The following is a 12,141-nucleotide window of genomic DNA, read 5'->3' as shown; positions in this document are numbered from 1 at the left end:
GTAGAAAATCTACTGTGTTTTTTCTCTATCTTTAAATAAAAATTTAAATGAATATAACCCTGCCAGGCCAACCAATCCATAAATTAACCTACTTAGCATTGAGTTAGAGCCGCCAAAAATAGCTGCTACTAAGTCAAATTGAAATAGACTAATTAACCCCCAATTAATTGCCCCAATAATAACTAAAATTAAAGCTAATGTATCCATTAAATCACTCCTTTTTTATTTCTTAATACTATTTTTCCAAAAAAATAAATAAATATTCAAAATAGGTAACCCAATATGAACTTACAACATAGTATACATTGAGGAAGGAAATAATAAGGAGGTAAATATTATGGTAGATGAAGCTAAAATTGCTGGTGGAAAAAGAAAGGGCGGCCTTGGTGGCGTTTTTAACGAGATAGATGATGAACTATTGTTCTTCTTCTTATTACTTGTAGTCCTATTTAATAATGGTTGCTGGTTTAACAGTGGAGATGATTCTTTACTATTCTTCTTCTTATTATTAGTTATACTATTTACAAATGGTTGGTGTTTCTAATCCCGTATTTTATTACGGGATTTTCTTTTTTATAATTTGATTCAATATTTGTCATTTTTATAAACATATTGGAAAATTTCTCTAATATGATAAAATTGATATATATGAAAAAAGGAGGGATTCTTATTTTATTATTTATCCTAAAATTATTATCTATTGGTATTTTATTTTTTGTTTATACCTATTATCCCATACCTATATATTTTTATCTAGTTATGGCCGCCATTCTTATTTTGGACATAGTAGCATATATATTTAGAAATAAAGGGGATATTAGGGAAAGGATTGAGGGAGGGATAGAAGAGGTAGCAAGGGGAAACCTATCAAAAAAGTTTGATATTTCTAATAAAAAATATGGTAAATTGGGGAAATACCTTAATCAAATATTGGACAATTATAGGGGAGCCTTATCCCAAATTACATACTCTTCCCAGCAAGCTTTAGGTATAACCAATGAATTAGCCATAGCTACCAAAGAAACTAACCAATCAATCAATGAAATAGCCCAAGCCATAGAGGAAATATCCATGGGAGCTGAAGAGCAAAAAAACAAGGTAGAAGAATTAATGACTATGAACAACAGTTTAAAATCTATATCATTGGAGACAACAGAAGAAAACAAGAGGGCTCAGGAACAGTGGAAAAAAACCAAAGAATCATTTGTTGAAACAGGAGAAATATTAGGAAATTTAATTTTAAACATGACAAATAGAATGAATAGAAATCAAAATTTAATTAAAGAAGCGGAAATGATATCTAAAAATGTAGATGAAATAAACAATATTGTGGATATGGTAAAGGATATATCAGGTCAAACTAATCTTTTAGCTTTAAATGCTGCCATTGAAGCTGCAAGAGCTGGAGAATATGGAAAAGGATTCTCTGTAGTAGCAGACGAAGTAAGAAAACTTGCAGAAATGACTGGCGAGGCTACGGACAAGATTAACAATATGATACAACAGTTTGAGCAGGATGTAAATACATTACTATCAAATTTAAAAGAGAGTATAGTTGAGGAACAAAAAGATGCAGGTTTAGCTAAGAAAACCCAGTTATCTTTTGGGGAAACCAATGATACCCTAAATACCATTAATAGTGTAATTAAGGCAACAGATAAGAAGATGTACAATCAGCTAAATGAATTAGATGAAATTATTGAAAATTTAAAACTGATTACATTAATATCTGAAGAAACCGTATCTGGAACTCAACAAATTTCTGCTTCTATAGAAGAACAAACAGCAATTATGGAAGATATAAGCAATAATGCTGCAACTCTAAACCATATGAGCAGAGAGTTAGAAAAAGAAATTGAATACCATTCTAAAGTTACTATAGATAAAAAGGTATTAGATAAGATAATTCAAAGAAACCTTAAAATAGTCAATGAAGTTATAGAAAATGAGGATATAAAGACTTTCAATCTAAAAGCTCATAAGGATATATATAAAGATATAATTAGCAAGAATCCCAATATAGACCTAATATATCTTTACAACACCAATGGGAAATTAATGTCTGCTAGTGAAGAAATTGAAGACTTTGACGTAAGGAATAGGCCTTGGTTTGTAGGGGCTTTAAAAGATGAAATTTATATTTCTGATTTTTACATTAGCTTAGATACAAAAAAGGTTAATATCACCATTTCAGCTCAAATTAAGGATATAGATAACAATTTTATTGGAATAATAGGCTTTGATATTGAGATAGAAAGTTAGTATTGGATAAGTACCTTAAGGATAAATTATTCTTAAGGTACTTTTTTAAAAAAAAATAATAAAAAGTATAGCATATTTATATAAATGTGCTATAATATATACGTAATATAAAGATAATAGGAGGTATTATACATGGTGGAGCTTAAATATATAAGATGGTTCAGCCAAATAGATAAAGATGATATACCTATTGTTGGTGGGAAAGGAGCAAATTTAGGAGAACTCACTCAAAAGGGTTTAGATGTGCCTCCAGGATTTTGTGTGACAGCTGGAGCTTATACGTACTTCATCAACAAAGCAGACCTAAATGACAAAATTAAATCGAAAATCCATAATCTAGATGTAGAAGATTCTATTGAGTTACAAGAGGCAAGTGGAGTAATCCAGAAACTAATAAACTCTGCTAAAGTTCCAGAAGATTTGGAGAATGAGATCATAACAGCTTATAATCAATTTAGTGACGAAATTCAAATAAGGAATCCAGAAGTAGCTGTTCGATCCTCAGCTACAGCAGAAGATTTGCCAGAAGCTTCCTTTGCAGGACAACAGGATACTTATCTCCATATTAGTGGTAAAGAAGAACTATTAAATCACGTTAGAAAGTGTTGGGCTTCTCTTTGGACAGCAAGAGCTATATATTATAGGGAAAATCAAGGATTTGACCATTTTGATGTTAGCCTTTCTGTAGTAATACAAAAGATGGTAAACAGTGAAAAGTCAGGGGTAATGTTTACTGCAAACCCAGTAAGCAATAACAAGGGTGAAATAATGATAAATGCCAGTTGGGGTCTTGGTGAGGCAGTAGTTTCAGGAGCTGTAACCCCTGATGAGTATATTGTAGATAAAAGAAACAAAGAGATTATTGAAAAGCATATTGCAGAAAAAACCATTATGGTAGTAAAAAAAGACATCGGCATAGGTACCATTGAAATCAAGGTAGGAGACTATATAGGGTATGAAAATATTAACAAACAATGTTTATCCGATGAAGAAATAATAGAATTAGCTAATTATGGGTTGAAGATTGAGGAAATATACGGAAGTTTTCAGGATATAGAGTGGGGATATGACAAGGATACTAATAAACTGTATATATTGCAATCTAGGCCAATTACTACTTTAAAAGGAGGGACCACCTTGGAAAAAGAAACGAAACAAGAAGAATTGAAAGCTTTAGTGAGGGGTTTAGCAGCTTCACCTGGCATTAGCTCGGGCAAGGTTAAGAATATAAAAGGTATATCAGAAATAGCCAGAGTAGAAGATGGAGATGTTTTAGTAACTATTATGACCAACCCAGATATGGTTCCGGCCATGAGAAGAGCTAGCGCTGTAGTAACAGAAGAAGGCGGCAGAACTTGTCATGCTGCCATAGTTTCAAGGGAACTAGGAATTCCATGTATAGTAGGAGCTAAAGGAGCAACGGAAGTACTAGAAGAAGGCATGGAAATAACTGTAGATGCAAAAAGAGGAGTTGTGTATGAAGGAATAGTTCTTCAGGAAGATAAAAAAGAAGAAGAGGATGCATCTATATCTGAAGGTCAAACTATTAATGCAGATTTATTAAGTCAATTAGCACCTATAACAGCTACTAAGATATATATGAATTTAGGAGAACCATCTATAATAGGCAGATATAAAGATTTACCTTTTGACGGAATTGGCCTTATGAGAACAGAATTTATCTTTACCAATTTAGTAGGAGCTCACCCCATGTATTTAGTAAAAACTGGGCAAGGCCAATTACTAATAGATAAGATGGCAGAAGGAATTACCATGGTTGCTCAAGAAATATATCCTAGACCAATCGTAGTACGACTAAGCGATTTTAGAACCAATGAGTTCAGAGGTCTTAAAGGTGGAGATGAAGTAGAACCTATAGAAGCAAATCCAATGATAGGTTGGAGAGGAGTATCCAGATATATCTCCCCTGAATATGAAGAAGGATTTAGATTAGAATGTAGGGCTATGAAAAAGGTAAGAGAGGAATTTGGCTTGGAAAATGTATGGGCTATGTTGCCTTTTGTAAGGACTACTTGGGAATTAAAGAAGGTAAAAGAGATAATGGCAGAAGAAGGATTGATTCAGGATAAAAGCTTTAAAATATGGATTATGGCAGAAGTGCCATCCGTAGTATTTGAAGCTGAAGAATTTGCTCAAATGGTAGATGGATTTAGCATTGGAAGCAATGATTTAACTCAACTAGTAATGGGAGCAGATAGGGATTCGGGTATTCTGAACAATATGGGATATTTTGATGAGAGAAACGAAGCAGTAAAAAGGGCTATAACCATACTTATAAAGGCGGCCCATAAGTATGGAAAGACCATATCCATCTGTGGCCAGGGTCCATCCCAGTACCCAGAATTTGCAGAGTTCTTAGTCCAGGAGGGAATAGATAGTATAAGTGTCAACCCAGATACAGTAGCCTATACTAGAAGATTAGTTGCAACAGTAGAACAAAGGATGATATTAAACAAAATAAGAAGTTTATAATAAATTAATAGCCATTAATAGACCTTGAAAAAACTTGGAGGGTTTTCCTCTAGGTTTTTTCTTTATTTTAATTAAAATTGTATAGAAAATCAAACTATATGTATTATTATTCTAATTTGTAAAATACTAAATACTAGAACAATAATATGGAGGTTTGTTATGGCAAAGATAATGAGAACAATGGATGGAAATGAAGCAGCGGCCTATATTTCCTATGCTTTTACAGAAGTAGCTGCAATATATCCAATTACACCTTCTTCGCCTATGGCAGAATTAGTTGATGCCTGGTCTAGTACTGGGAATAAAAATATATTCCATCAAGAAGTAAAGGTAATAGAAATGCAATCTGAAGCAGGAGCTTCTGGCACAGTTCATGGGTCCTTACAAGGAGGAGCTTTAACCACTACATATACTTCTTCCCAAGGGCTTTTACTTATGATACCAAATATGTATAAAATGGCTGGAGAACTGCTACCTGCAGTATTCCACGTTAGTGCTAGGGCTATAGCTACCCATGCTTTAAGTATATTTGGAGATCATCAGGATGTAATGGCTACGAGACAAACGGGATTTGCAATGTTATGCTCCAATAGTGTCCAGGAGGTAATGGATTTAGCAGGAGTAGCTCATCTTTCAGCTATAAAAGGAAGAGTCCCCTTTTTACATTTCTTCGATGGATTTAGAACCAGTCATGAGATACAGAAAATAGAAGTAATAGAATATGATGATTTGAAAAAACTATTGGATTTTGATGCAGTAGATGAGTTTAGAAATAGATCCTTAAATTCGGAAAGACCTGTTTTAAGAGGTACAGCCCAAAATCCTGATATCTATTTTCAAGGGAGAGAAGTGGCAAACCCATATTTCGAAAGAATACCAGATATAGTTGAAGAATATATGAAGGAGATAAACAAAATAACCGGAAGAGATTACAAACCCTTTAATTATTATGGCCACGATGAAGCAGAAAATATTATAATTGCCATGGGTTCTGTCTGTGAAACTATAGAAGAGGTAATAGATTATTTGCTAGATAAAGGGGAAAAGGTGGGATTAATCAAAGTTCATCTTTATAGACCCTTTTCAAGAGAACATTTCTTTAAAGTGTTGCCAAAGACGGTAAATAAAATTGCAGTATTAGATAGAACTAAAGAACCCGGATCTTTAGGGGAGCCTTTATATCTTGATGTGAAAGCATTATTTTATAACTCAGATATGAATCCATTGATAGTGGGAGGTAGGTATGGATTAGGCCTTAAGGATACAACCCCATCTCAAATAATTGCAGTGTATGAAAATTTGAAAAATCCCAATCCAAAGGATAGATTTACAATAGGTATAGTTGATGATGTATCCAATACATCCTTGGAATTATTAGAGGAAGTAGATACATCTCCTAAGGATAATATCAGATGTAAATTCTGGGGATTAGGTTCTGATGGTACTGTAGGAGCTAATAAGATGGCTATTAAGATAATAGGGGATAATACGGATTTATATGCACAAGGATATTTTTCCTATGATAGTAAAAAATCTGGAGGAACTACCATATCCCATTTACGGTTTGGAAAGACTCCTATTAAGTCATCTTATTTAATATATGATGCCGATTATGTATCTTGTCACAATAAATCCTATATTTATCATTATGATATATTGAAAGGATTAAAAGATGGAGGAATATTCGTTCTAAATTGTCCTTGGAATATGGAAGAGCTAGAAGAACATTTGCCTTCTCAGCTAAAGAAACATATTAAGAAACATAATATTGATTTCTATATTATAGATGCAGAAAAAATAGCACAAAATATAGGTCTTGGTAAAAGGATAAATATGATAATGCAAGCAGCATTTTTTAAACTAATAAATGTTATGCCAATAGAAGAAGCAGTATCCCATTTAAAGGAGTTTGTTCAGAAAACCTATGGCAGAAAAGGAGAGGAGATAGTTAAATTAAACTACCAGGCCATTGATATGGGAATAGAAGGATTGGCAAAGGTCAATATTCCAGATAATTGGGCTGATATAGAAGAGGTAGAAGATGAAAAAATAAAAGATGAACCAGAATTTATTAAGAGAATTCAAAAACCAATGGCAAGGCATGATGGAGACGATCTTCCTACATCTGCTTTTGTTGGCATGGAAGATGGGACTTTCCCCTTAGGGACTACAGCCTATGAAAAGAGGGGTATTGCCGTAATGGTTCCTCAATGGCAAACTGAAAACTGTATCCAATGTAATCAATGTTCCTTTGTATGTCCCCATGCTGTAATTAGACCTTTTTTATTAGATGAAGAGGAAAAACAAAAAGCGCCAAAAACCTTTGAAACCAAGAAGGCAGTTGGGAAGGGGCTGGAAAATCTAGAGTTTAGAATCCAAGTAAGTCCTTTAGATTGTACTGGATGTGGAAATTGTGCTGATGTTTGTCCAGCCAAAGAAAAGGCGTTGGTAATGGTAGATGCAGGTAAAGAGATAGAAAGACAAAAGGATAATTGGGAATATATAGCAAACAATATTACCTACAAAGACAATTTAATGACTAAAACTACGGTTAAAGGTAGCCAATTTGCAAAACCTCTATTAGAATTCCATGGAGCCTGTGCTGGATGTGGAGAATCAGCCTATTTAATAATAGCAACCCAATTATTTGGAGATAGAATGATGATTGCCAATGCTACAGGCTGTTCTTCTATCTGGGGAGCTAGTGCACCAAGTATTCCCTATACGAAAAATCACAACGGAAAGGGGCCTAGCTGGGCTAATTCATTATTTGAAGATAATGCAGAATTTGGACTGGGAATACATTTAGCAGTAAAGCAGATTAGGGAAAAGATTAGAGATTTAATGGAAGAAGGTATAAAAGCAAATATAAGCAATGAATGTAACCACATATTTACTCAATGGATAGAAAATATAGATGAAGGGGAAAAGTCCAAAGAAATATCAGATGAAGTACTCAAAATAATAAGTAAGGATCAATATAGGGATAACAATATAATCAAAGAGATATTAAAGAGAAAGGACTTTCTAATAAAGAAAAGCCTATGGATAGTAGGAGGAGACGGTTGGGCCTATGATATAGGATATGGTGGATTAGATCATGTACTAGCAAGTGGTGAAGATGTAAATATATTGGTATTCGACACGGAAGTTTATTCCAATACGGGAGGTCAATCTTCGAAGGCTACTCCTACTGGATCTGCAGCTAAGTTTGCTTATTCTGGCAAAAGAACCAAGAAGAAGGATTTAGGATTAATGGCTGCAACCTATGGTTATGTATATGTAGGTCAGGTTTCTTTAGGAGCCAATATGAATCATACACTAAAGACCTTAGTAGAAGCAGAATCCTATAAGGGTCCATCTTTGATAATTGCATACTCTCCCTGTGTAAATCACGGTATAAGAATGGGTATGGGGAAATCTGTTGCAGAAGAGAAAAAGGCAGTAGAATCAGGATATTGGCATCTTTATAGATTCGACCCAAGGTTAAAAGAGGAAGGTAAAAATCCTTTCACTTTAGACTCAAAGGAACCAAAGGTTCCCTTTAAGGATTTTATAATGGGAGAGGTAAGATATTCACAAAATAAGATTACATTCCCTGAATTAGCCGAAAAACTATATGAAAAGGCAGAATGGGATGCAAAGGAGCGATATAGACTTTATAAAAAGTTATCGGAAATGGAATAGGAGTAGAATTTCTACTCCTATTTTTGGTTTTCCTCCACCCATTCCTTTGCCCTTACAACTCCTTCTAAAGTTGGAATTGGAACCCTAGATTCAGGCTGCAAACCTTGTATATCATAGTAAGCAGCGTATCTTTGTTCTTCAATTGGGACAGACATTTTTTTCTGTTTAACTTTGCTATCTACTTTTTTGGCCATTATAATCCTCCTAAAAAATAGTTTTATAATCTATTTTTTATTTACATTATCTACCCATTCTTTTGCCTCGATTACTGCATCTAAAGTAGGTATAGCTACATTGGTACTATCTTTCCTCCTTTCTACATTATAGAAGGCATCTGTTGTAGTATTTAAGTTTCTAGGCTCTTTATACATTTGATAGCCTATATTGGATTTTATAGTGGATTTTTCATTAGGCTTTCTATTTTTATGGGTCATAAAGTTCCCTCCTTCTATTTATTATTTACTCAATTGATGAAAATATGTTAAACTAATATGGTAATAATATCTTTAATAAACTATGAGGAGATGATATTTTGACTAGCAAAAGATTGTTAAAGGATATAGAGTTTATAGTAGAATTAGATAAGATGAAATCCATATTAAGACAGACTAGCTTAATCGATAATTCTAAACGAGAAAACGATGCTGAACATTCTTGGCATATTTCGGTAATGGCAATGATTTTATCCGAATATGCCAATGAAGATATAGATCTATGCAAGGTAATAAGGATGCTTTTAGTCCATGATTTGGTAGAAATCTATGCAGGAGATACCTTTTGTTATGATAAAGAAGGGAATAAGGATAAAAAGGAAAGAGAATTAGAAGCAGCAGATAAGATATTTGGTATGTTGGAAGAAGATAAAGGTAGAGAATTAAGAAACCTATGGGATGAATTTGAAGAGATGAAAACAAAGGAGGCTATCTTTGCAGCTTCTATGGATAGATTGCAACCATTTTTCAACAACTATTTTTCTGGCGGAGGGACATGGAAAAAATTTGATGTTTCAAAAAAGGAGGTTTACAAAAGAATTGCCCCTTTAAAAGAATCTTCAGATGAACTGTGGGAATTCACTCAAAAGATGATAGAGGATGCTTTTGACAAAGGCTATATTACGAGAGAGTAAATAAATGGGCGGTTTGTAACCGCCGCCCAAATTAAAATGCGGGAATTACTCCACCGCCATAATTTTCTTCAATAAACTTTTTAACTTTTTCACTTTGTAGTACTTTCATCAATTTAATATACTTGTCTTCTTTCTCTTCACCAGCTCTTATGGCTATTATATTAGCATAGGGTGAGTCCTTTTCTTCCAATATTAAAGAATCTTCTGTAGGTACTAAGCTAGCTTCTAAAGCATAATTTCCATTTATTATAGCTCCATCTACTTCATTTAACACCCTTGGCAAATAGGCAGCTTCTAGAGCTGTAAATTTTAAATTTTTTGGATTTTCAATAATATCATTTTCAGTAGCTAATATACCTGCATTAGAATCCAATTTAATCAATCCATATTTCTCAAGAAGGAGTAATGCCCTTCCTCCATTAGTTGGGTCGTTTGGAAAAGCAATTTCGCTACCATCTCCCAATTCATCAATATTCCCAAATTTAGTTGAATACAATCCCATTGGCTCAATATGAACTCCCCCAATGGAAACTATGTCTATATTTTTTTCTTCTTTAAAATTGTTCATATAGGGCTCATGTTGGAAGAAGTTTGCATCTAGTTCCTTTTCAGCTAAAGCTAAGTTTGGCTTAACATAATCATCAAATTCAATTATTTTAAGTTCTACTCCTTCTTCCTTTAAGTCTTCTTCTATAAACTCGATTAATTCTCTATGAGGTCTAGGAGATACTCCTATCCTAATCAAATTATCAGAGCTTTCATTGTTACTACATCCTACTAAAGACGCTAAAACTAATACAACGGTTAAAGTTATTAATGTAATTTTTTTCAATTTTATTTCCCCCTTATTTTTTATTGATACTTGCTGATAGTTTATTTCCTAGATACTGTATTCCCTGAACCAATAATATGATTACCAAGACTGAAACTAACATAATATCTGTTTTAAATCCATATAATCCAAATCTAATTGCTAAATTCCCTAATCCACCTCCGCCTATGGCCCCAGCCATGGCTGAATAACCAATTAAGTTTATTATGGTCATGGTTATACCTAATATTAAGGAAGGCATAGCCTCAGGAATAAGTACTTTAAAAATTATTTCTGGTACAGTTGCCCCCATGGAAAGGCTCAATTCAATTACTCCTTTATCAACTTCCTTTATGGAAGATTCGATAATCCTGGCTACAAAAGGTGCAGCAGCTATGGAAAGAGGAACAATGGTGGCAGTAGTTCCAATACTTTGCCCAACTATTAGCTTGGATAGAGGAAATACTACAATCATAAGTATTATAAATGGAAAAGAACGCAGTACATTTATAACACTATTTAAAATTTTATTTAATACAGGCTTTTCCCATATATTATTTTTTTCTGTAATAACCAATACAATTCCCAAAGGAAATCCTATTAATAAGGAAAAAACCGTAGAGAAAAACACCATATACAATGTTTCCAATAGGGAAGGAATAATCAATTCAGCCATCTACATCACCTCCACATTTACATTTTCATTTTTTAGATATTCTATAGCTCTTTTTATTTCATCCCTTTCTCCTGTAAGTTCAAGGATTAAATATCCTACACTTGTTCTCACCAACTGATTAATATCTCCTGACAGTATATTGATGTTAATATCAAACTTTTTAACTACTTGAGACACAATGGGTTTCTTGGCACTTTCCCCTAAAAAGCTAAGTCTAATAAGGGTGCCATTGAATTCATCAGGTGAATATTTTTCATCGGTTACATGGGATTTTAAACCGCTAATAAAAGTATTTGCAGTATGGGTTTTTGGGTTCTTAAATAGTTCTTCCACCTCATTCATCTCAATAATCCTACCATCTTCAATAATAGCCACCCTATCACAAATATCCTTCACAACTTCCATTTGATGGGTTATCAACACTATAGTAAGATTAAATTCTTCCCTTATCCTGTTAAGTAAATCCAATATAGACTTTGTAGTCTTTGGGTCTAACGCTGAAGTCCCTTCATCACTTAACAGGATTTTAGGATTATTTGCTAAAGCCCTGGCAATAGCAACCCTTTGTTTTTGGCCACCACTTAACTGGGAAGGATAGGCATCTCTTTTGTCAGAAAGCTCTACATAATCTAATAGAGTATTTACTCTCAAATCAATTTCTTTTTTTGAAAGGCCTTCCAGTTCTAATGGAAAAGCAATATTTTTATATACAGTTTTTTGGGACAGTAGATTAAAATGTTGAAAGATCATGCCAATATTTTTTCTTACCTTTCTTAAATCTTTTTTATTAAGAGAGGTAATATCCATTCCTTCAATATAAATTTTTCCTTCCGTAGGTTCTTCTAATCTATTCATACATCGGATTAGGGTAGATTTTCCAGCTCCACTTAAGCCAATGATTCCAAAAATTTCTCCTTTGTTGATTTGAAGGTTAACATCTTGTACTGCCCATATTCTATTGTTTCCATTTTCAAAACTCTTTGATAGATTTTCAATTTTTATCACTAAAGATCCCCCTTTAATAAATGCCTAAGAAAAAACCTCTATATTCAATAGAGGTTCAAATAATAAAACCTCTTTACAAGA

11 protein-coding genes are annotated in these 12,141 nt (G+C 33.4%); 5 read left to right on the top strand and 6 right to left on the bottom strand.

What is annotated here, in order from left to right:
- Positions 1 to 9: 9 nt before the first annotated feature.
- Positions 10 to 207 carry a DUF378 domain-containing protein gene (locus tag CUL_RS0112245; protein ID WP_005584002.1) on the bottom strand — a complete coding sequence of 66 codons (198 nt, stop codon included), beginning with the start codon at positions 205 to 207 and terminating at the stop codon, positions 10 to 12.
- Positions 208 to 337: 130 nt separating this feature from the next.
- Here CUL_RS0112245 and CUL_RS0112240 point away from each other — a divergent pair, with 130 nt between their 5' ends.
- From CUL_RS0112240 to nifJ, 4 genes are all read left to right on the top strand, one after another.
- A complete protein-coding gene (locus CUL_RS0112240; protein WP_005584003.1) occupies positions 338 to 544 on the top strand; it encodes a hypothetical protein in 207 nt (68 codons plus the stop codon).
- Between the two features lie 86 nt (positions 545 to 630).
- A complete protein-coding gene (locus CUL_RS0112235; RefSeq protein WP_025642001.1) occupies positions 631 to 2,262 on the top strand; it encodes a methyl-accepting chemotaxis protein in 1,632 nt (543 codons plus the stop codon).
- A gap of 132 nt (positions 2,263 to 2,394) precedes the next feature.
- Entirely contained in the window at positions 2,395 to 4,755 is a 2,361-nt protein-coding gene (ppsA, locus tag CUL_RS0112230) for a phosphoenolpyruvate synthase (RefSeq protein ID WP_025642000.1), read from the top strand.
- Between the two features lie 159 nt (positions 4,756 to 4,914).
- On the top strand, positions 4,915 to 8,442 hold the full coding sequence (gene nifJ, locus CUL_RS0112225) for a pyruvate:ferredoxin (flavodoxin) oxidoreductase (RefSeq protein WP_025641999.1): 3,528 nt from the start codon (positions 4,915 to 4,917) through the stop codon (positions 8,440 to 8,442).
- A 17-nt stretch (positions 8,443 to 8,459) separates the two neighbouring features.
- On the opposite strand, the gene CUL_RS18465 is transcribed toward nifJ, so the two are convergent.
- Together CUL_RS18465 and CUL_RS0112215 are read right to left on the bottom strand one after the other, a co-directional pair.
- Positions 8,460 to 8,636 carry a CDIF630_02480 family spore surface protein gene (locus tag CUL_RS18465; RefSeq protein WP_005585015.1) on the bottom strand — a complete coding sequence of 59 codons (177 nt, stop codon included), beginning with the start codon at positions 8,634 to 8,636 and terminating at the stop codon, positions 8,460 to 8,462.
- Between the two features lie 30 nt (positions 8,637 to 8,666).
- Positions 8,667 to 8,876: a CDIF630_02480 family spore surface protein gene (locus CUL_RS0112215; protein WP_005585017.1), complete on the bottom strand. Its 210-nt coding sequence runs from the start codon at positions 8,874 to 8,876 to the stop codon at positions 8,667 to 8,669.
- Positions 8,877 to 8,974: 98 nt separating this feature from the next.
- Here CUL_RS0112215 and CUL_RS0112210 point away from each other — a divergent pair, with 98 nt between their 5' ends.
- Complete coding sequence (locus tag CUL_RS0112210) at positions 8,975 to 9,568, top strand: HD domain-containing protein (protein WP_005585018.1); 594 nt, start codon at positions 8,975 to 8,977, stop codon at positions 9,566 to 9,568.
- A 31-nt stretch (positions 9,569 to 9,599) separates the two neighbouring features.
- Here the strand turns inward: CUL_RS0112210 and CUL_RS0112205 are convergent, their stop codons facing one another.
- From CUL_RS0112205 to CUL_RS0112195, 3 genes are read right to left on the bottom strand one after another with little or no spacing between them, the layout of a single operon-like run.
- The gene (locus tag CUL_RS0112205; protein WP_005585019.1) at positions 9,600 to 10,400 is read right to left on the bottom strand and encodes a MetQ/NlpA family ABC transporter substrate-binding protein; all 801 of its coding nucleotides are present in this window, start codon (positions 10,398 to 10,400) and stop codon (positions 9,600 to 9,602) included.
- A gap of 13 nt (positions 10,401 to 10,413) precedes the next feature.
- Complete coding sequence (locus tag CUL_RS0112200) at positions 10,414 to 11,055, bottom strand: methionine ABC transporter permease (protein WP_025641990.1); 642 nt, start codon at positions 11,053 to 11,055, stop codon at positions 10,414 to 10,416.
- Positions 11,056 to 12,060 (bottom strand): methionine ABC transporter ATP-binding protein, encoded by a 1,005-nt coding sequence (locus CUL_RS0112195; RefSeq protein ID WP_025641988.1) that lies wholly within the window; start codon positions 12,058 to 12,060, stop codon positions 11,056 to 11,058. It lies immediately after the preceding gene.
- Positions 12,061 to 12,141: the final 81 nt, after the last annotated feature.

The organism is [Clostridium] ultunense DSM 10521 (assembly GCF_000511955.1).
GTDB classification, from domain to species: Bacteria; Bacillota; Clostridia; order Tissierellales; family Tepidimicrobiaceae; genus Schnuerera; species Schnuerera ultunensis.
The sequence above is the reverse complement of the archived record's forward strand: the minus strand, read 5'-3'. Positions and strand labels throughout refer to the sequence as shown.

Bases quoted from the DNA above. Each gene is read 5' to 3' on its own strand.
- CUL_RS0112245 (WP_005584002.1), bottom strand. From the start codon at position 207: ATGGATACATTAGCTTTAATTTTAGTTATTATTGGGGCAATTAATTGG.
- CUL_RS0112240 (WP_005584003.1), top strand. From the start codon at position 338: ATGGTAGATGAAGCTAAAATTGCTGGTGGAAAAAGAAAGGGCGGCCTT.
- CUL_RS0112235 (WP_025642001.1), top strand. From the start codon at position 631: ATGATAAAATTGATATATATGAAAAAAGGAGGGATTCTTATTTTATTA.
- ppsA (WP_025642000.1), top strand. From the start codon at position 2,395: ATGGTGGAGCTTAAATATATAAGATGGTTCAGCCAAATAGATAAAGAT.
- nifJ (WP_025641999.1), top strand. From the start codon at position 4,915: ATGGCAAAGATAATGAGAACAATGGATGGAAATGAAGCAGCGGCCTAT.
- CUL_RS18465 (WP_005585015.1), bottom strand. From the start codon at position 8,636: ATGGCCAAAAAAGTAGATAGCAAAGTTAAACAGAAAAAAATGTCTGTC.
- CUL_RS0112215 (WP_005585017.1), bottom strand. From the start codon at position 8,876: ATGACCCATAAAAATAGAAAGCCTAATGAAAAATCCACTATAAAATCC.
- CUL_RS0112200 (WP_025641990.1), bottom strand. From the start codon at position 11,055: ATGGCTGAATTGATTATTCCTTCCCTATTGGAAACATTGTATATGGTG.